The 19,534-nt window shown below is 33.6% G+C and carries 18 protein-coding genes and 1 other RNA gene; 10 read left to right on the top strand and 9 right to left on the bottom strand.

The genetic code is table 11. From position 1 onward, the window contains the following. Positions 1 to 109 precede the first annotated feature (109 nt). The 5 genes from GBH57_RS13340 to lpdA all read left to right on the top strand — a co-directional run bounded on the left by GBH57_RS13340 (position 110) and on the right by lpdA (position 4,752). Positions 110 to 625 carry a hypothetical protein gene (locus GBH57_RS13340; RefSeq protein WP_151674996.1) on the top strand — a complete coding sequence of 172 codons (516 nt, stop codon included), beginning with the start codon at positions 110 to 112 and terminating at the stop codon, positions 623 to 625. Between the two features lie 30 nt (positions 626 to 655). Next, positions 656 to 1,141 carry a peptide-methionine (R)-S-oxide reductase MsrB gene (gene msrB / locus GBH57_RS13345; protein WP_151674997.1) on the top strand — a complete coding sequence of 162 codons (486 nt, stop codon included), beginning with the start codon at positions 656 to 658 and terminating at the stop codon, positions 1,139 to 1,141. After that, complete coding sequence (gene msrB / locus GBH57_RS13350; protein WP_151674998.1) at positions 1,134 to 1,529, top strand: peptide-methionine (R)-S-oxide reductase MsrB; 396 nt, start codon at positions 1,134 to 1,136, stop codon at positions 1,527 to 1,529. Before msrB (GBH57_RS13345) ends, msrB (GBH57_RS13350) begins: the two co-directional genes overlap by 8 nt. Positions 1,530 to 1,617: 88 nt before the next feature. Beyond that, entirely contained in the window at positions 1,618 to 3,252 is a 1,635-nt protein-coding gene (locus GBH57_RS13355) for an autotransporter outer membrane beta-barrel domain-containing protein (protein WP_151674999.1), read from the top strand. 123 nt (positions 3,253 to 3,375) lie between these two features. Then, positions 3,376 to 4,752, top strand: a complete 1,377-nt coding sequence (gene lpdA / locus GBH57_RS13360; protein WP_151675000.1) for a dihydrolipoyl dehydrogenase — start codon at positions 3,376 to 3,378, stop codon at positions 4,750 to 4,752. Positions 4,753 to 4,876: 124 nt separating this feature from the next. Here the strand turns inward: lpdA and aroQ are convergent, their stop codons facing one another. The 3 genes from aroQ to GBH57_RS13375 all read right to left on the bottom strand — a co-directional run bounded on the left by aroQ (position 4,877) and on the right by GBH57_RS13375 (position 6,585). Then, on the bottom strand, positions 4,877 to 5,293 hold the full coding sequence (gene aroQ / locus GBH57_RS13365; RefSeq protein WP_151675001.1) for a type II 3-dehydroquinate dehydratase: 417 nt from the start codon (positions 5,291 to 5,293) through the stop codon (positions 4,877 to 4,879). Positions 5,294 to 5,363: 70 nt separating this feature from the next. Continuing rightward, a complete protein-coding gene (locus GBH57_RS13370) occupies positions 5,364 to 5,876 on the bottom strand; it encodes an outer membrane beta-barrel protein (protein ID WP_151675002.1) in 513 nt (170 codons plus the stop codon). Positions 5,877 to 5,979: 103 nt separating this feature from the next. Continuing rightward, positions 5,980 to 6,585, bottom strand: a complete 606-nt coding sequence (locus tag GBH57_RS13375; RefSeq protein ID WP_151675003.1) for a porin family protein — start codon at positions 6,583 to 6,585, stop codon at positions 5,980 to 5,982. Positions 6,586 to 6,747: 162 nt separating this feature from the next. Between GBH57_RS13375 and xerD the strand changes: the two genes are divergently transcribed. After that, on the top strand, positions 6,748 to 7,647 hold the full coding sequence (xerD, locus tag GBH57_RS13380) for a site-specific tyrosine recombinase XerD (protein ID WP_151675004.1): 900 nt from the start codon (positions 6,748 to 6,750) through the stop codon (positions 7,645 to 7,647). Between the two features lie 161 nt (positions 7,648 to 7,808). Here xerD and rny read toward each other — a convergent pair whose 3' ends face one another. From rny to GBH57_RS13400, 4 genes are all read right to left on the bottom strand, one after another. Continuing rightward, on the bottom strand, positions 7,809 to 9,371 hold the full coding sequence (gene rny / locus GBH57_RS13385; protein ID WP_174844041.1) for a ribonuclease Y: 1,563 nt from the start codon (positions 9,369 to 9,371) through the stop codon (positions 7,809 to 7,811). A 180-nt stretch (positions 9,372 to 9,551) separates the two neighbouring features. Continuing rightward, positions 9,552 to 9,677, bottom strand: a non-coding RNA gene (ssrS, locus tag GBH57_RS13390) — 6S RNA. Between the two features lie 52 nt (positions 9,678 to 9,729). Next, the gene (locus GBH57_RS13395) at positions 9,730 to 10,020 is read right to left on the bottom strand and encodes a cell division protein ZapA (RefSeq protein ID WP_151675006.1); all 291 of its coding nucleotides are present in this window, start codon (positions 10,018 to 10,020) and stop codon (positions 9,730 to 9,732) included. 9 nt (positions 10,021 to 10,029) lie between these two features. Next, complete coding sequence (locus GBH57_RS13400; RefSeq protein ID WP_151675007.1) at positions 10,030 to 10,320, bottom strand: coiled-coil domain-containing protein; 291 nt, start codon at positions 10,318 to 10,320, stop codon at positions 10,030 to 10,032. Between the two features lie 147 nt (positions 10,321 to 10,467). Here GBH57_RS13400 and GBH57_RS13405 point away from each other — a divergent pair, with 147 nt between their 5' ends. Next, on the top strand, positions 10,468 to 12,156 hold the full coding sequence (locus GBH57_RS13405; protein WP_151675008.1) for a M23 family metallopeptidase: 1,689 nt from the start codon (positions 10,468 to 10,470) through the stop codon (positions 12,154 to 12,156). Between the two features lie 9 nt (positions 12,157 to 12,165). Next, positions 12,166 to 14,628, top strand: a complete 2,463-nt coding sequence (locus GBH57_RS13410; RefSeq protein ID WP_151675009.1) for a TonB-dependent receptor — start codon at positions 12,166 to 12,168, stop codon at positions 14,626 to 14,628. Positions 14,629 to 14,709: 81 nt separating this feature from the next. Here the strand turns inward: GBH57_RS13410 and GBH57_RS13415 are convergent, their stop codons facing one another. Next, a complete protein-coding gene (locus GBH57_RS13415; protein WP_151675010.1) occupies positions 14,710 to 15,858 on the bottom strand; it encodes a cysteine desulfurase family protein in 1,149 nt (382 codons plus the stop codon). Positions 15,859 to 15,972: 114 nt separating this feature from the next. On the opposite strand from GBH57_RS13415, the gene GBH57_RS13420 reads away from it, so the two are divergent. Further along, positions 15,973 to 16,851, top strand: a complete 879-nt coding sequence (locus tag GBH57_RS13420; protein ID WP_151675011.1) for a hypothetical protein — start codon at positions 15,973 to 15,975, stop codon at positions 16,849 to 16,851. Between the two features lies 1 nt (position 16,852). Here GBH57_RS13420 and GBH57_RS13425 read toward each other — a convergent pair whose 3' ends face one another. Then, a complete protein-coding gene (locus GBH57_RS13425; protein ID WP_151675012.1) occupies positions 16,853 to 17,398 on the bottom strand; it encodes a DUF8465 domain-containing protein in 546 nt (181 codons plus the stop codon). Between the two features lie 167 nt (positions 17,399 to 17,565). On the opposite strand from GBH57_RS13425, the gene GBH57_RS13430 reads away from it, so the two are divergent. Beyond that, positions 17,566 to 19,524 carry a T9SS type A sorting domain-containing protein gene (locus GBH57_RS13430; protein ID WP_151675013.1) on the top strand — a complete coding sequence of 653 codons (1,959 nt, stop codon included), beginning with the start codon at positions 17,566 to 17,568 and terminating at the stop codon, positions 19,522 to 19,524. Positions 19,525 to 19,534: the final 10 nt, after the last annotated feature.

Here is a 19,534-nt window from a genome sequence, read left to right on the forward strand (position 1 = left end):
ACCGTTCCACATAGTTTATCAAAACCTTAAGATTTTAAACGAGTGCTTATCAATACCTTTGAAAACAATATCGGAATGGAATTTGATACTCATTCTAAAAAACATTATTATGAAACATATTATACTATTATTAGCAATAGCTACAAGCGCATTATTTTCATCTTGTGAAGGCGATCAAGGGCCTCCAGGACAAGATGGAATTAATTTATTAGGACAAGTATTTGAAGCAAACGTAAATTTCACTATAAATAATGATTATAGAAACCTAGTTTCTATTCCTTCAAACATAGAAGTTTTCGAAAGTGATGCCATTTTAGTATATTGGTTAGAAGATGTTGTAAGTGATGGTAGCGGAGGCACAATAGATGTATGGTCGCCTTTACCTCAAACTATTTATGTTGACAATGGCTCATTTCAATACACATTTAACCATACATTTTTAGACGTATTGTTATTTCTTCAAGGAGACATTCCGCTAAATACAATTGACAGTGGTTTTACAAACAATCAAATTTTTAGAATTGCGATAGTTCCTGCTGAATTTGCGACAAACTCACCATCTATGTCAGATATAATTGATCAATATAATATTGACGACACAACATTAGAAACAGTTTCATTTTAAGCCGAAATTTTAATCACATAAAAAAATGTTATGAATAAGATATTTCTTGCTATATTGAGTATCGCTTTTATAAGCTGCAATACATCAGCCCAAAAAGGAAAACAGAAGAAAGAAGAATTTAAAATACATAAAACTGAAGCTCAATGGAAAGCCGAGCTTACGGACAGTCAATTTAATGTACTTCGCGAAGAAGGGACGGAACGTCCATTTTCAAGTCCATTAAATAAACAATATTCTAAAGGAACCTATGTGTGTGCAGCTTGTGCTACACCACTATTTAAATCTGAAAATAAATTTGACAGCGGAACCGGATGGCCATCATTTGATAGCGTAATTGATGGGAACGTAGCATTTGATACAGATTACAATTTAGGCTATGCTCGCACAGAGGAGCATTGCGCAACTTGTGGAGGTCACTTAGGACATGTCTTTAACGATGGCCCAAGAGAGACTACAGGTAAAAGGCACTGTATCAATGGTGTCGCATTAAACTTTATACCAGCAAACAATGAGTAAATATCCAGTACAAAAAACCGAAGCCGAATGGAAAAAAGAACTAGGCGAAGAACGTTATAAAATATTGAGAGAAAAAGGTACTGAGCGCCCTAACACAGGAGCCTACAATTTAACTTTTGAAAACGGAACCTATGTCTGTGGAGCTTGTGAAAATCCACTATTTGAAAGTTCAAGTAAATTTGAAAGTAGCTGTGGTTGGCCTAGTTTCGATGAAAGTATTGAAGACAGTGTAGAATATGTTAAAGATATATCAATGGGTATGATCCGTACCGAAATAGTTTGCGCAAACTGCGGAAGCCATTTAGGTCACGTTTTTGAAGATGGCCCAACTGATACGGGACAACGTTATTGCATAAATTCTCTTTCTGTAGATCTAGATGAGGATTAAGTATTTATATTTATTAAAATCTTAAGCTCCTTTTAAGTATTTATAGTGCTTTAAAGGAGTTTTTAGTATATTTAAAGCAAAAAGAATTATGAAAATTTTAAAATTTTTCATTTTTAGCTTAATTATTGTTTTAAGTTTGAACAGTTGTGGAAGTGATGATGAAACAATGGTGGATGCTGAAGAGCAGCAAACTACAGATGATATGGACGGTGATGGTGATGGTGACGTAACACTTCCTAATCTTTTATTATGTACTACCATTGAAAATTTTACTTATGAAATAGTAAATGGTGACTTGACAATGGACTGGGATGACTGTAATAGTTCAAATGGATCTAATGTCTCTTATAACATAGATATAAAAGCGTATTATTATAATTGTGATTCGGGTAATTATCAATATTCTAATTTTCTTTTTGAAGAATTTATTAACAGTAATTATACTTTAGAGAATGTAGGTCAAGTAGGGAGAGTTAAAGTAAATATCAGGGCAGTAGATGCAAACGGAAACTGGTCATCTTCTTTTCAGGAGATAATTAAAATAGTTCCATCTAATGGTATTTATGAAGGAAATTTAGCAATTACTACTTCTGAATATTTTGAACTTCTAAATGATGCCGAAATACATACCGTAAACGGAGATTTAATTATAACCAGTAGTTGTCCGGTTGGAGGAAATTTTCAGTATGGAAATATAGATTCAATTATAGGATTATCTGGAATTACTACTGTTACTGGCAATATTATATTTGATGGAACCCGCCATAGTAATTTAACTTCTTTAGAAGGACTTGAATCTCTTGTTAATTTTGATGGTGATGTAACAATTGAAAATTTTACAAATTTGAATGATATTTCAGCAATAAGTAATATCACGAGCTTAAATAATTTAACAATTAACAATTTGCCTAATCTATCTGAAATAATAGGATTTAATAATATTAATGAAAGTGTAGGAGATATTAATATACAAGGCTCCGCTACAATAAATATTTTAAATAATGTTACCTCAGCAAATGATGTTGAAATAAACACTTCAGAAGAGATTACCGCTTTTACTAATGTAATTACTTTAGAAAATTTGAATTTAGGAAATACTTCTGCACTAAATGGATTTGATTTATTAGAATCTACAAATATTTTAAGTTTAGGGAATGTAAATTTTTCTGACCCTCAATCTTTTAGTCAATTAATCTCTGTAGATGAACTATTAATTTATAATATTTCAAATAACACTTTTGATTTTTTAAATAATCTTGAAGAAATTAATACTTCAGTTGTATTAGTAAACAATTCTAATATTCAAACATTAGATTTTGAATCTGTAAGTACCACAAATCCTATAAATTTTACTATACAAAATAATTCAAATTTACAATCTATTACAGGGTTAAATAATATAACGAGCCTTAAGAGTTGCACAATTCAATCTAATAATTCATTAATAAGTATTGATTTTTTATCAAGCATAAATACCATTACAGAATCTTCGCTAGTAATTAATGAAAACAACCTATTAACCAATCTCGATGCACTTTCTAATTTAAACTATATAGAATGTCCGGGTCAATTAATAGTTACTGATAATTTTAACCTTGGAGATTTATGTGGTTTGCAAACACTTTTTACGAATAACGGTCTTTGTTCTTTTGAAGCCACTATTGAAAACAACGGCTACAACCCTACCCCATTACAAATTTCAAACGGAGATTGTTCATTATAAATGAGTAGCACATTTCGGCTAAAAACTTAAATGTTCCTATTGATAATTTCATACAAGAGATTATGAGTAGGAATTTTTCTTTTTGTAAATTTGAACTTTAAAATTAATCAAGAAAAATACACGATGAGCAAATACGATGTTATTGTTTTAGGATCTGGCCCTGGAGGCTATGTAACCGCTATTAGAGCGTCACAACTAGGATTGAAAACCGCAGTAGTGGAAAAGGAAAGCCTTGGGGGCGTTTGCCTTAATTGGGGATGTATCCCTACTAAAGCGCTTTTAAAAAGTGCACAAGTATTTGATTATTTAAAACACGCAAGTGATTACGGGTTAACCGTAAATGAATATGACAAAGATTTTACTAAAGTAGTTGAGCGTAGCCGTGGCGTAGCCGAAGGAATGAGCAACGGAGTAAAGTTTTTAATGAAAAAAAATAAAATTGACGTTATAGAAGGCTTTGGAAAATTGAAAGCCGGAAAAAAGATTGACGTTGATGGAAAAGAATATAGTGCAGACCATATTGTAATTGCAACTGGAGCACGATCTCGCGAATTACCAAACCTTCCACAAGACGGAAAAAAGGTAATTGGATACAGAGAAGCAATGACACTTAAAAAGCAACCAAAATCTATGATTGTTGTAGGTAGTGGAGCAATTGGTGTTGAATTTGCACACTTCTACAATGCAATGGGAACAGAAGTTACTATTGTTGAATACCTTCCTAATTTAGTACCTCTTGAAGATTTAGATGTTTCAAAGCAATTTGAACGTTCATTCAAAAAAGCAGGTATTAAAGTAATGACAAACAGTTCGGTTGAGAAAGTGGACACTTCTGGTAAAACAGTTAAAGCAACTGTAAAAACTAAAAAAGGAGAAGAAATTATTGAAGCTGATATCGTACTTTCAGCGGTTGGTATTGTTACAAATATTGAAGGTATAGGCCTTGAAGATGTTGGTATCGTTACTGATAAAGGTAAAGTTATGGTAAATGATTTTTACCAAACTAATATCCCTGGATATTACGCAATTGGAGATATTACTCCTGGTCCTGCCTTAGCTCACGTGGCTTCTGCTGAAGGAATTACTTGTGTTGAAAAAATTGCAGGAATGAATGTTGAAGCTATTGACTACGGAAATATTCCTGGGTGTACATATGCAACTCCAGAAATTGCAAGTGTAGGGATGACAGAACAACAAGCAAAAGATGCTGGCTACGACATTAAAGTAGGTAAATTCCCTTTCTCTGCCTCAGGAAAAGCAAGCGCAGCCGGAACAAAAGACGGTTTTGTAAAAGTAATTTTTGACGCTAAGTATGGCGAATGGTTAGGTTGCCATATGATTGGTGCTGGAGTTACTGATATGATTGCTGAAGCAGTTTTAGGACGTAAATTAGAAACAACTGGTCACGAAGTTCTTAAAACAATCCACCCTCACCCTACTATGAGTGAAGCAGTAATGGAAGCTGTTGCAGATGCATACGACGAAGTAATACACCTGTAATGCTAAGTATTTTGTAAAACATAAACCCCGAATTAGATTTAATTTAATTCGGGGTTTTTTTGACTTTATTCATTTATTAAGTAAAGTGAATTGTCTTAGCACTTTCAATTTTACTAAATAGTAATTACTCAATAAAACTAGTAATTGCTAAATCATAACTCTGTAAACCAAAACCTAAAATAACACCTTTAGCTCCTGGTGAAATATACGACTGATGTCTAAACTCCTCTCTACCAAAAGTGTTAGAAATATGCACTTCAATAACTGGAGTAGTAATAGCTTTAACTGCATCACCTATAGCAATTGAAGTATGCGTATATGCTGCTGCATTTAAAATAATACCATCATAATCAAAACCTACTTCTTGCAGTTTAGAAACTAACTCCCCTTCGATATTAGATTGGAAATATTCTAATTCGATGTTTTTAAACTTAAATTGAAGATTACTAAAAAAATCTTGGAACGTTTCGGCTCCATAAATTTCTGGTTCTCGTTTTCCTAATAGATTAAGATTAGGACCATTTATGATAATAATTTTCATAGTTCAAATATAGCCAAAAATAAAAAAGACCAATGCATGGCATCGGTCTTAAAGTATGTTTTAGTATTTTTTAGAAATCAAATAACAAACCAAGTCTAGCGTGTAAGTATCCACTATCATCAACTTGATCTCCTAATTCTAAAAACGTATATTTTGTTTCTACAAAAATATTTACATTATCAATTAAATTGTAAACATATCCAGCTCCTACGTTACCTCCTATTTCACTACTTGTAAATTTTTCTTCACCTGTAGAAAAACCACCTACATCAGTCTTGTCTACAAATGTGCTAGACAAGTATTCACCACCAGCAATTGCATAAAAACCTCTACCAATGTTGTAGCGTGCATTTAAATCTACAGCAAACCATTTTAGACGGTCATTATCTGCTATTTCAGCAAAAGCAAATGTGTTTGTATTACTTATTCCCCATTTTTCATTTAGTTCATAAATAAGATCAACAGATCCACCACCACCATCAAGTCCAGTAAGATATCCTGCTCCAAAACCAGCTTTAAAACCTTGAGCACTAGCTGTTGCAAATCCTGCAATCATAACAAATAAAACTATGTATTTTTTCATTCTGAAATTTTAAAAATTTATATAACAAAAATACAGTATTTACTATAATAAAAAAGTGGAAACAAGATGTTTCCACTTCATTTAACATAGGTTTTATCGTTGTTTATAGAAATGAATATCCTGCCCAAATTTGAAACACGTTATTCTGATTTTTATTACTTGTAAACTCATCATTATTTACATTTGAAATACCTTTATTGTAGCGTAATCCAAACAAGAACGATTTTAATGAATATGATACACCTAATGCAATACCTATATCTAAATCATTAAAAGCTTCTTTATTATCAATTTCAAGACCTTCATCATCAAAAATACGTTCTCCATCTGCAGAAATTAAATACCCAAAAACAGGCCCTAATTCTGCACTCAAACCTGCAATTATATTATATTTTACTAAAACTGGTACATTTAAATAATCAAGCTTTTGGTCATCAAAACCATCGACAGAGAAGAATCCTCCAAACTGGCTTCCTTGTGCTGAATAAAGTAATTCCGGCTGGATTGAGAATTTCATCATTAGTGGTATTTCAGCAAAAATACCTACGTGGTAAGCTGTTCTAGAATCAAAACTTACTAAGCCGTCATACGAGTCACCACCTAATGTTGATACATTAACTCCACCTTTTATTCCAAAGCGTAATTCCTGAGCTTGCATAAAACTAAATGCAAAAAATGATAAGCATAATACTAAGAGAGATTTTTTCATTTTAAAAATTTTTTATTTGTTAGTAATGTTACGCAAAGCTGTGCTACTTTTTTATTTATTTAAACAAAAAAAACAACCTCGCACAATTAGTTGAATATTAGTTAAATATAACAATAATGATTATTCTACACATCTAGGTAGGAATTTTTTTACTTTTACAATATGAAATGGAAAAACGCTTTAAAGGACTATTGTGATTATCTTAGGATTGAACGTGGCCTATCAGACAATTCTATTTCAAACTACTCTTTAGACGTATTAAAATTAATAGGATGGCTTGAGGAACATCAAATTTCAGAAACTCCTTTAACAATCACTACCGAAATAACACAGCAATTTATTTACGATGTTGCTAAAAAGATGAGTCCGCGTTCGCAAGGGCGTATAATTTCTGGACTTCGTGGTTTTTTCAATTATTTAGTTTTTGAAGAATACCGAAAAACAAATCCTTTAGAACTCATTGAGAGCCCCAAAATGGGTCGCAAATTACCCGATACTTTAGCGCTCGAAGAAATAGACAGTTTGATAGGAGCCATTGATTTAAGCAGCCCACAAGGAGAACGAAATAGAGCTATGCTCGAAACCTTATACGCTTGTGGATTGCGTGTTAGCGAATTAACAAACCTTAAAATTTCAGATTTATTCTTTGACGAAGGTTTTATTAAAGTTACAGGAAAAGGTGATAAACAACGCTTCGTCCCTATTAGCGATTATACTATTAAATACATCAATATCTACCGAAAAGAAGTTAGAGTACATCAAAAAATCAAAGCTGAAGCTAATGACACCCTATTTCTTAACAGGCGTGGAAATGGTTTAACGCGAGCAATGATTTTTACTATCATTAAACAACTCGCAGAACTCGCAGGTATTAGGAAAACTATTAGTCCGCACACATTTAGACACTCCTTCGCTACACATTTATTAGAAAATGGAGCTGATCTTCGGGCCATTCAGCAAATGCTAGGACATGAGAGTATTACGACTACTGAAATCTACACGCACATGGAAACAAGTTTTCTAGCCGAAACAATTAATAAATTTCACCCAAGAAGAGATTAAAGGAGAGGTATCTATTTATTTTAAAATAGAAAAATAAAATTCTGTCCCTTATCGACTATAAATACAGTTAAACAATTAAATAACAGAGTAATTATTAAAAGTCATAAATAAAAAAAGCTCCTTTCAGTAATTGAAAGGAGCTTTTTAGTAAACAATTCGTTTTATTTAGCGATGTTGACCGCTCTAGTTTCTCTAATAACAGTAACTTTCACTTGACCTGGATATGTCATATCTGTTTGAATTTTCTGAGAAATCTCAAATGATAATTGTGCTGCTTTTTCATCAGTTACTTTTTCACTTTCAACCATAACACGTAATTCACGTCCTGCTTGAATAGCGTAAGCTTTATTAACACCTCCAAAACCAAAGGCAATCTCTTCAAGATCTTTTAAACGTTGAATGTAACTGTCAAGTACTTGACGTCTTGCTCCTGGTCTTGCTCCACTAATAGCATCACAAACCTGTACAATAGGCGATAATAAACTTGTCATTTCTATTTCGTCGTGGTGAGCTCCAATAGCATTACAAACCTCAGGCTTTTCACCATATTTTTCAGCCCACTGCATTCCTAAAATTGCGTGAGGTGTTTCCGTTTCATTTTCAGGTACTTTACCAATATCGTGTAATAAACCTGCACGTTTTGCTAGTTTAGGGTTTAAACCTAATTCGCTTGCCATAACTCCACAAAGTTTTGCAACTTCGCGCGAGTGTTGTAGCAAGTTTTGTCCATAAGATGAACGGTATTTCATACGTCCAACAGCTTTAATCAATTCTGGTTGTAAACCGTGAATTCCTAAATCAATAACAGTACGCTTTCCAACTTCTACAATTTCCTCTTCAATTTGTCTTGTAGTCTTTTTTACAACTTCTTCAATACGTGCCGGGTGAATACGCCCATCAGTAACTAACTTGTGTAATGATAATCTTGCAATTTCTCTACGCACACTATCAAAACAAGATAGTATAATTGCTTCTGGAGTATCATCAACTATAATTTCAACACCTGTTGCTGCTTCAATTGCTCTAATATTCCTTCCTTCACGTCCTATAATACGTCCTTTTACATCGTCATTTTCAAGGTTAAAAACAGACACACAGTTTTCTACTGCTTCCTCCGTACCTATACGCTGTATTGAACTAATAATGATCTTTTTAGCTTCCTGTTGTGCTGTCATTTTAGCTTCTTCAACAGAATCCTGTACAAATTTCATAGCACTTGTCCTAGCCTCTTCTTTTAAGCTTTCCATTAATTGAGCCTTAGCATCATCTGCAGATAAACTAGAAATTACTTCTAATTGCTGAATTTGGCTACGGTGCATTTTTTCAACTTCGTTTTGCTTCTTTTCAATAAAGGCTAAACGTTCATCATAGTTTTTACGTTTAGCATCAACTTCCGCATTAAGCTTTTTATTTTTAGCTATTTCACTTGAAACTTGCGACTCCTTATCTCTAGTACGTTTTTCAGCGTCATTAATCTTTTTCTCACGACTATTAATGACCTTTTCGTGTTCAGATTTTAGCTCAATAAACTTTTCTTTAGCTTGTAATATTTTATCTTTTTTAAGTGCTTCTCCTTCAGATGTAGCTTCCTTTAAAATACGTGCTGATTCTTTCTTTGCTTCTGCTATTGCTGTAGAAGCGCTTTTCTTCTCCATTGTTTTTGCAATTACAAAGCCTATTACAAGACCTACAATTACTGCTATTATTATAAAGACCAAATTCATTCCATCCATAATTCCTTTTTATATTTAGTTTGTATTACCTGTTAAGCAATACAAGGTTGTTGTTAGTGGTTGGGGAATATTAATAATCAAAGTGCTACTTTCCCCTTATAGCATTTTTTTTAAAAGTTTATAACGTCATTATTAGACATAAAAAAGCCTATAATATTATTTGATTTGTGTAAACTCCAGTAAGAAAAAGTTTAGGGCTAATAAGCTGATCAAGAATCCGTCTGAAACTGGAAAACCAGAATAACGGCACGCTTTTACAACTAGAATTCACCCTTCTCAAAAGAATTCATGTTGAGTTTACCAAAATGTATAATACTATAGGCAGTAACCTAATTTTATGTAAAGAACGTTATGATAAGTACTCCTGCAACAATGCATTAAGAGACTTTAATTTCTCTTCTGCATCTGCTGTATCAGTATTCTTATCAATATTTTTTTGCTCTGTTTGTGCTGCAAATTGTAAGGCACACATTGCAAGTACATCTTGCTTATCCCTTACTGCGTAGCTTTTTTCAAACTTTTTAATCATCATTTCGATTTTTTTCGCAGCAAGCCTTAACCCTTCTTCTTGGGCAGGATTGATGGTCAAGGGATAAACCCTATCTGCAATCGAAATTTTAATTTTTTGTTGGTTTGACATATTTATATGTTATTCAGAAAGTTGACTAATACACTGGTCTATTTCCCGAACAAGAGCATTTATTTTGAGTTTTGTATCTCGTTTATGTTGGTCGCTGCCAAGCATTGAATTCGCTAATTTTAAAGAGTTGCACGTTTCGTTCAACTTATCATTCTCAAGCTGAAATTTAGAGCGTTCATCTTTCAGTACTGTAATTTCCATCTCTAAATTAGATTTTTCCTGCTCAAGTATGGTGTACCTGTTCAGCAATTTGCTAATCTTATTTTCAAGAGAATCAACATGTTCAGAAAGGTGACTCATTAAATTTGCTTTTCAACGCTATCCCTACAAAGTTATACTACCTAAGTTAATAATCAAATTCTTTTAGGTATTTTTTGTTATATTGAAATACGAACACAATATTTGCAGATAACTTCCCATTATATAGTACATACATAAAACCGATTAATGACACGATTTTACTTTGTTCTAGCCCTTCTATGCTCTATTAATATTGCACATGGCCAGATACCAGAAGACTATTTTGATAATCCTTTAGAAATTCCCCTTATTCTTTCTGGAAGTTTTGGTGAATTAAGAAGTAATCATTTTCACAGTGGATTAGATATTAAAACACAACAACGCGAAGGAATCCCTGTTCACGCTCCCGCTGATGGTTATATTAGCCGTATAAAAGTAGCACATTATGGTTACGGAAAAGCACTTTACATTAAACATCCTAATGGATATTCTACTGTGTATGCTCACCTTCAAAGGTATGCTGGCGACATCCAAGATTATGTAAAGAAAAATCAATACTCAAAAGAAACTTTCGAATTAGAACTGTTTCCTGAAGTAAATCAAATTGCCGTAAGCAAAGGAGATATTATCGGTTACACAGGAAACACAGGAAGTAGTGGTGGTCCTCACTTGCATTACGAAATACGCGACGCTTCGTCAAGACCAATGAATCCTATGCTCTTTGGTGTAGAAATTCCTGATACAAAAGCTCCTATTGTTACAAGTGTTTTCGCTTATCCAATGGATGGTGGGATTGTAAACCAATCAACTGAACCAGTGAAACTTCGCTTAATTAAACAAAAAGACGGTACTTATAATACGGAGAAAATTTCGGCTTCCGGAAAAATAGGTTTTGGAGTAGTATCTAACGATCAACAAAATGGCGCAAGTAATAAAAATGGTCTCTATAAAATTAATACTACTTATAACGGTGAAGAAAAATTTGAAGTCTTTTTTGAGAAATTTTCATTTAGCGAAACTCGTTTTTTAAACAGGTACATTGATTACGGATATTTTAAAGAGAATAAATCAAGAATTCAGAAATTATTTAGAGAACCTAACAACCCTTTAAGTATAATTAACTATGAAAATAATAATGGTTTTATTGATGTTGAAAATGGTTTTGAAGCAAACTATAATATTTCTTTAAAGGATTTTAAAGGAAATGAAACTACAATTTCAATTCCTATTATGGGTGTGACTGAAACTTCGAATACTCCTGTAAAAAACACAGCAGATCTAGAATATGTTCAAGCTGGGGAAGCTACTACTTTAAATATCGGAAAATTTACAGTGTACATTCCTGCGAAAGCGCTTTATCAAAATGAATACCTAGATATTAAAGTTAGTGGAGATACGCTGTATTTTCATAACGACAATGTGCCTATTCATAAAAATATTTCAATAAGTATTGATATTTCAAACTATGCCGGAACTGATAAAGACAAAATGTTTATTGGAAGGCTAAATTGGAAAGGTCAACCATACTACAACAGTACAAGAAGAAAAGGTAATGTACTTACTGCTCGCACTCGCACATTTGGTGATTATACGTTAGCGGTTGACACCATTGCGCCTAAAGTAAGGGCTATTAACTTCAAAGATGGACAATGGATTAGTAAAAATAATACTTTGAAAGTAAAAATTACAGATGACCTTAGCGGAATAAGTAAATACAGAGCTACAATTAACGGAAAATTTATTCTTATGGAATATAATTATAAAAAGAACGTTTTAACCTATGATTTTGATGATGAAATTGTCTCAGAATCTGATAATAATTTAAAATTGATTGTAACTGATAATGTAGGAAATAGTACTACATTTGAAGCTCAATTTTTCAGAAAAAACATATAATTCTTGCTTTTGAAAACGAAATTTTACTCCCTACTTTTAGTTGTTTTATTAGCTTCGGCTAGTGCCTTTGCTCAAAAAGCAATTGTTCGCGGTATTATTACTGATGAAAACAGTTTTCCAATTCCTGGCGTAAATGTTACCTACGGTACCGAAGGAACAATTACAAACCTTGATGGTTATTATCAAATTAAAATTGCGCCTAATGAGGACGTAACGCTTACGTTTTCACACATTGGGAATGGTAAAGTTACCGCAACTTTCAATTTAGATCCATTTGAGGACTACAAGTTTAGCCCTGTGATGAAAACTTCAATTGAGCAAATTGCAACAGTTGTTATTTCTGGGAGAGAACGTAAACGTGTTGAGGGTATTACCACCCTTAGTCCTGAAACTATTAAGAGAATGCCTACTGCAAGTAATGGTGTAGAAAGTTTATTAACGTCACTTCCTGGTGTAAATAACAATAACGAGTTAAGTACTTCATACGCTGTACGTGGTGGAAATTATGATGAAAATCTAGTATACGTTAACGAAGTTGAAGTATATCGCCCGTTTCTAATTAGAAGTGGACAACAAGAGGGATTAAGTTTTGTGAATAGCGACTTAACATCGAGTGTTGACTTTTCAGCTGGAGGATTTCAAGCTAAATACGGAGACAAATTATCTTCAGTTTTAGATATTACCTATAGAAGACCATCTGAATTTGGTGCTAGTATAGATGCAAGTTTATTAGGTGGTAGTGTTGCCGTTGAAGGAGCCTCTAAAGATGATAAGTTTACTGGTATTGTTGGACTCCGTTATAGAGACAACAGTTTATTTGTTAATGCTAAAGAAACTGAAACAAATTACCGCCCATCATTTGCTGACGGACAAACATACTTAACATATAAGTTTAATAATAAATTTGAATTAGGATTTTTAGGAAATGTAGCAATTAATAATTACAGCTATAGCCCACTAACACGCCAAACAAACTTTGGTACTTTAGCAGACCCTGTAGCTTTACTTGTTTTTTATGAGGGACAAGAAGAAGATCGCTACGAAACATATTTTGGAGCATTAAAAGGAACCTATATTGTTTCAGATAATTTTACTGCTAAATTAATTGGTTCTGTTTATCAAACTCAAGAGCAGGAATATTACGATATTTTAGCACAATATAGACTTGGAGAAGTTGATACAAGTATAGGAAGTGAAAATCTAGGTGAAGTTACTTTTAGCCAAGGAATAGGCTCACAACTTACTCACGCCCGTAATAACCTTGATGCTTTGATTGTAAATCTTGAACACAAAGGAAATGCAAGTATTGGCGAAAACAATATTGAATACGGTATTAAGTTTACTCACGAAGACATTAGAGACCGCGTTCAAGAGTACGAAATTATTGATAGTGCTGGTTTCTCAATTAGACCGCCAATTATCGATTTTCAAAATAACCAACCATACCAACCTTTTACAAGCGACATAGTACCTTATACAAATATAAGAGCCGAAAATGATGTGCAAATAGACCGTATTAGTGGTTACGCACAATGGAGTCGCCGTACTAATTTAGGTGAAAATGATGTATGGTTAAACGCAGGAGTTAGAGCACACAATTGGACTGTTAACGGTGAAGGTATTACAAGTACTTCTCAAACAGTTTTTAGTCCGCGTGCACAAGTGTCTATTAAACCAGACTGGGAAATGGATATGTTATTCCGTCTTTCTGGTGGGGTATATCACCAACCTCCCTTCTATCGTGAATTACGTGATAGTACAGGAACTGTTAGACCAGATGTAAAAGCTCAACAATCCATACACATTGTATTAGGAAATGATTACAGTTTCAAACTTTGGGACAGACCATTCACCTTAAACACTGAGGCTTATTACAAACGCTTAACTGATGTAAATCCATACACTATTGAAAATGTACGTATTCGCTACAGAGCTAATAATGATGCCGTTGCATACGCTTATGGTTTAGATTTACGCTTGGCAGGTGAGTTTGTTCCGGGAACAGAAAGCTGGGTGAGTTTAGGATATTTAAAGACAGAGGAAAACATTAACGATCGTGGTTACATTTTTAGACCAACTGATCAACGTTTAAAAATTGGTGTGTTGCTTCAAGATTATGTAAAAATTGTTCCTAACTTAAAAGGATACTTAAACTTACAATACAACACAGGACTACCTGGTGGATCTCCAAGCTATGCTGACCCTTACGACTATCAACAAAGGTTACGCGATTACAAAAGAGCAGATTTAGGGGTTAGTTATGAAATTGTAAATAAAGATAGCCAGCGCGATAGCGGAATGTTTAAGCCTTTTAAAGAACTTACTATTGGAGCTGAAATATTCAATATTTTTGATGTGCAGAACTCTATTACAAACACATTTGTTCGTGATGTCTACACAAAAACACAATATGCAATTCCAAATTTTTTAACTCCTCGTGTGTTCAACGTTAGAATGACAGCGAAGTTTTAAAACCAAACTCCTACTACCTAAAAAAGGATTGATAAGCTGAATGCTCATCAATCCTTTTTTTATAAGTAATTTTTAAATGATTTAAGCAGCTACAAACTCCTTTAAACATTCAACTACATAATCAACTTCTTCTTTAGTATTAAAGCTAGAAAATGAGAATCTCACCGATGGCTTAGCCATATCCTCTTCACTCAATATTTGGGACAAAACGTGAGACCCTTTAGAACTTCCACTTTGACAAGCACTCCCTTTAGAACACGCTATTCCTTTTAAATCTAATTGAAACAATAGCATCATTCCTTTTTCTGGAGTCATTGGTAAACATACATTTAACAATGTGTAAGTACTCTTTTTAGAATCATCACAACCACCATTAAACTTAACACCCGGTATCACTTCTGAAACTTTCTCTTTAAAATATTCTTTAATTCCTGAAACATATGCTCTTTCAGTTGGAAGATTTTTATAACTTATTTTCAAAGCTTCTACAAGTCCAGCTATTGCAAAAACAGCTTCTGTTCCTGCTCTTAAGCCTCGTTCCTGCTCTCCTCCAAAAATAAGTGGTCGAAGTCCAGTGTTTTTTCTAATAAAAGCAAAACCTGCTCCTTTTGGTCCGTGAAATTTATGAGCGGCAACTGCAGCAAAATCTACTGGGATTTCTTGAAAATCTAATTCAAAATGCCCTACAGATTGTACGGTATCACTATGAAAAAGTGCATGATGCTTTTTACATATTTCGGCTGCCTTTTTTAAATCTAGAACATTTCCTATTTCGTTGTTAACGTGCATTAATGTTACTAAAGTCTTTTTAGTTCCATTTTTTAACAATTGTTCTAAATGGTCGAAATCAACAAAACCACATCCGTCTAATTTTACATATTCCACTTCAACGTTGTGCGTTTTTTGTAATTGCTCAATACAATACAATACTGCGTGATGCTCAATACGAGAAGAAATAATACGTGTTACACCTAAATCGCGAACACTACTATTAATCACTAAATTGTCAGCCTCAGTACCACCAGAAGTAAAAATTATTTCGGAAGCCGAAACATTCAACATCGAAGCTACTTCTTTACGAGCTGTTTCAATTACTGATTTAGCCGATCTACCAAACGCATGGCTTGATGATGGATTTCCGTATTCGTTTTTAAGGACGTCTGTCATACAACTAATAACTTCTGGACGAAGTTGAGTCGTTGCTGCACTATCAAAATATACTTTTTTCAAAAGAGAGGAGATTCTATAATAAGCAACAAAAATACTCCTTTTTTTTTCACTTAAGGCAACCGAGTTTTAAAGATTTGCGTTACTTTGTAATGATTGTAAAATTTCAGAATAAATATGAAAATTCTCTTTAAGATTTGTGCGCTCTCTATACTCCTTAGTAGCTGTAATGACGGTGATTTAATTGTGACTAACTTTGATTTCGAAGATGCTACTTTACAGGATTGCGAAACACAAACGCAAACAGTTTTCTTTAAAATAAATCCTGAAGTTGACGAAAGCATTTCACTTATTATTGAAACAACTGACGAGTTATTTATTACTTCTGGAACTGAAGAATATACCTTAAACACTAGTAGTAACATAGTAAATTATAGACTTTTTGGTGATGAAGTCACTTCCTCATATTTCTGTAATCCTGTGCCTCCTACTACTCCTGTTACAACACAAGAATATATAGGTACTTCAGGAACTGTTTTGCTTACTTCTGTTACAACACTAGATGATAACGACAATATTGAAACCGTTGACAGTGAGGATGATATGGAAGAAGGAACTGGAGATTTAGATAATGACGGTATCCCTAATTACTATGATTTAGACGATGATGGAGACAACGTCTTTACCGCTGTGGAAATAGGTGATGATCCTGATAATCCAAGAGATACAGATGGCGATGGAATACCTGATTATTTGGATATTGATGATGATAATGATGGTATTTTAACACGCTACGAAGATGCAAATGGCGATTTAAATCCACTAAATGATGTTACCGGAACTGATGGCCCAAATTACTTAAACCCAGCTGTTACTATTTCAAATATTGTAGATGAATATAGACCTCACACTTATAATCTTACGAGCGATGGGACTATTACTATTGAAGATCTTGTATTAGTAGGTGAAAACGAAACAATCAATTTTGAAACGTTCGATTTTGGTTCAAGCGACGGTATAAGAAATGAAACAATTACGGTGTTTTTAGAATTTTAACCTATTTTGGGTTTTGGAAAATGTACACCTGTGTAGCACCACGACCATATTTCTGAAAATTTGCGTCTTCAAAAGTTAGATTTTCATATCTACGTAGCATATATTCTAATTCTGCACGCAAAACACCTGCTCCTACTCCATGAATAAACACTACACGTTGTATCCCTTTACTCATTGCAAACTCTAATTGACGTCTAGCGGTATCTATTTGAATTTCAAGCTTATCGTGTGGCTGCAAGCCCTTTTCAGTTGGCACTAATTGATGGATATGTAAATCAACCTCCATCGCAGCCTGTGCACGTTCCTTAGGCTTAACACGCTTTGTATTTTTATTCTTTTTAATCTCTTTTTCTGAGATAATTGCTTTTATGTTTTCAGGAGCAAAATGGTGGTGTTTAATTGCTTCGGAAATAATCACTAATTCACGTTCTGTAAATTCCATTTCAAAGCCATCGAGCGTCTCAATTAAAACCCCATTTTCTAAAACTTTCACAACGTGACCTTCAAGATTATCGTCTAAAACCATCACTTTATCGCCTTTTTTCATAAAAATTTAATCTTATATTTTTAACAAAAGTCTGAAAAACCCCTGAAAAACTGTGCACTTCATCGAAAATATCTTCTAAATTCGTACAAAAAGCAAATTAAGCATTATTTTTATCGCGTAACTAAACTATTTGTACCCCAATCCAATTAGTTTTTAAACACTTCATTATGAAAAACCTACTACTCACAGCCAGCTTAATTCTGGCAACAACAACAAGTGCATTAGCACAATTGTACGTTTCCCCCAATGCAACTACTTCTACTGATACGTACATTTATGCCAAAGACGTACAACTTTACGTTGATGGAGCAATTGAATTAGAAAAAAATAGCGCAGGACCTACTGAAGCTAGTTTATATTTAAGAGACGAAGCACAATTATTTCAAGGTGGATCAAGTAATGCTAACGCTGGTGACGGAATGATTTCTGTTTTCCAAGAAGGTATTGGAGATGCGTACGATTATAACGCGTGGACTTCTCCAGTAAGTGAAGCATCTGCTTCAGTAACTGGTAATAGAAACTTTGGAGAACTTAACTTTTATCACCAACAAGGAACTGACTTAACAAATTCTAGTTTAGCTACTTTTATCCCTGGTTTTAATGGATCTTCAAATGCTACAACGCTTGAAATTTCAGATAAATGGTTTTATAAGTGGAATATCGCAGGACAAAACTATGTTGCAATTAACAATAGCTATGATGTACCAGCGGGACACGGTTTTGTAATGAAAGGTACTGAAATTACTATGGAAGGTGTTCCAGAAACACAAGAACAACGTTACGATTTTAGAGGTCGTCCTAACAGTGGTGATATTACGGTTCCACTACCAGCAGGAGCAGGAAGTTTAAGTGATGGTGTAGGTGGATTTCTAGACGGAAACATATTAGTAGGAAACCCTTACCCTTCTGCAATAGATTTAAATGTATTTTTCTACGATGCAGCAAACAATGGAACGATTTCTAAATTTAATAGCATTAGGTTTTACGATGAGGACAGAACAATCAACTCTCATTTATATGAAGACAATAAAGCAGGTTTTGGAATATGGACTCCTGGAGCATCTCAACCAGACCCAACAGTAGGACCTTATAATCCTGGAAATTATACAGTCCCTGCATTTTTTAACTTTGATGCTAGTGGAAACCCACTTACGGCAACTGGAACAAGTGGACCTTATGTGGAAAGAAGAATGGCTCCTATTGCACAAGGATTTTACATCCAATCAATTAACGCAGCAGATACTGACATTACTTTTAAAAATAGCCACCGTATTTTCATTAAAGAAAGCGACGCTACATACAACTCAGAGTTTAGAACATCAATTTCTGATAGCCAAATAGGCGCTACACAAGTTGACCCTACAGATACACAACAGGCATTCTATGCACCACAAATTAGAATTAATGCTTATATGGGAGTATCTCATATGCGTCAAACACTTTTAATTTTACACGATACTGCTACAGATGATTTTGATAATGGTTGGGATGGTTTAAGCCCAATGGATGCTACAAGTGAAATGTATTTTCCTTTACAAACAGAATTTAACGACGAAAGTAAATATCCATTTGTTATTAATGCTGTTCCTTTTGATGATGTACTAAAGCAAATTCCTTTTTCTCTTAAAATTGAAGAGCAAATGAATGTTGTTATCACTGGAATTGAAGAAATTGATCTACCAACAGATAATATTTATGTTTGGGATTCATTAAATGATACCTACCAAAATATTACAGGTGGAGAATCGGCTAATTTCTTTTTAGATCAAGGAACATATGACAATAGGTTTTATATTGTATTCAGAAAAAAGAACTCACTTGATCAGTATATGACTGCTGATGGAAGAGAAGTTGAACAAGGTCAAGAAGAGCTAACAACCTCAGTTTCTTTTTTCCAAAACAACAAGCAAACACAATTAGAGATTGCTAATCCTGATACAATGGAAATAGCAAACGCTGCTATATTTGATATGAGAGGTCGTTTAGTACTTAACGAAACTAACGTAGGGAATGCTTCTCGTTTTACTTTTAATACTAGCAATTTTAGTGATGGTACTTATATAGTAATATTAACTACAAAAGATAATCAAACTATAGACTACAAAATTATTGTAGAGAATAGATAAGAAGTGTTTT

The sequence above is a fragment of the Patiriisocius marinus genome, assembly GCF_008974325.1.
Classification (GTDB): domain Bacteria; phylum Bacteroidota; class Bacteroidia; order Flavobacteriales; family Flavobacteriaceae; genus Patiriisocius; species Patiriisocius marinus.

What these genes read in the sequence shown, in the direction of transcription:
- GBH57_RS13340 (WP_151674996.1), top strand. Translation starts at nt 110, where the DNA reads ATGAAACATATTATACTATTATTAGCAATAGCTACAAGCGCATTATTT.
- msrB (WP_151674997.1), top strand. Translation starts at nt 656, where the DNA reads ATGAATAAGATATTTCTTGCTATATTGAGTATCGCTTTTATAAGCTGC.
- msrB (WP_151674998.1), top strand. Translation starts at nt 1,134, where the DNA reads ATGAGTAAATATCCAGTACAAAAAACCGAAGCCGAATGGAAAAAAGAA.
- GBH57_RS13355 (WP_151674999.1), top strand. Translation starts at nt 1,618, where the DNA reads ATGAAAATTTTAAAATTTTTCATTTTTAGCTTAATTATTGTTTTAAGT.
- lpdA (WP_151675000.1), top strand. Translation starts at nt 3,376, where the DNA reads ATGAGCAAATACGATGTTATTGTTTTAGGATCTGGCCCTGGAGGCTAT.
- aroQ (WP_151675001.1), bottom strand. Translation starts at nt 5,293, where the DNA reads ATGAAAATTATTATCATAAATGGTCCTAATCTTAATCTATTAGGAAAA.
- GBH57_RS13370 (WP_151675002.1), bottom strand. Translation starts at nt 5,876, where the DNA reads ATGAAAAAATACATAGTTTTATTTGTTATGATTGCAGGATTTGCAACA.
- GBH57_RS13375 (WP_151675003.1), bottom strand. Translation starts at nt 6,585, where the DNA reads ATGAAAAAATCTCTCTTAGTATTATGCTTATCATTTTTTGCATTTAGT.
- xerD (WP_151675004.1), top strand. Translation starts at nt 6,748, where the DNA reads ATGAAATGGAAAAACGCTTTAAAGGACTATTGTGATTATCTTAGGATT.
- rny (WP_174844041.1), bottom strand. Translation starts at nt 9,371, where the DNA reads ATGAATTTGGTCTTTATAATAATAGCAGTAATTGTAGGTCTTGTAATA.
- GBH57_RS13395 (WP_151675006.1), bottom strand. Translation starts at nt 10,020, where the DNA reads ATGTCAAACCAACAAAAAATTAAAATTTCGATTGCAGATAGGGTTTAT.
- GBH57_RS13400 (WP_151675007.1), bottom strand. Translation starts at nt 10,320, where the DNA reads ATGAGTCACCTTTCTGAACATGTTGATTCTCTTGAAAATAAGATTAGC.
- GBH57_RS13405 (WP_151675008.1), top strand. Translation starts at nt 10,468, where the DNA reads ATGACACGATTTTACTTTGTTCTAGCCCTTCTATGCTCTATTAATATT.
- GBH57_RS13420 (WP_151675011.1), top strand. Translation starts at nt 15,973, where the DNA reads ATGAAAATTCTCTTTAAGATTTGTGCGCTCTCTATACTCCTTAGTAGC.
- GBH57_RS13425 (WP_151675012.1), bottom strand. Translation starts at nt 17,398, where the DNA reads ATGAAAAAAGGCGATAAAGTGATGGTTTTAGACGATAATCTTGAAGGT.
- GBH57_RS13430 (WP_151675013.1), top strand. Translation starts at nt 17,566, where the DNA reads ATGAAAAACCTACTACTCACAGCCAGCTTAATTCTGGCAACAACAACA.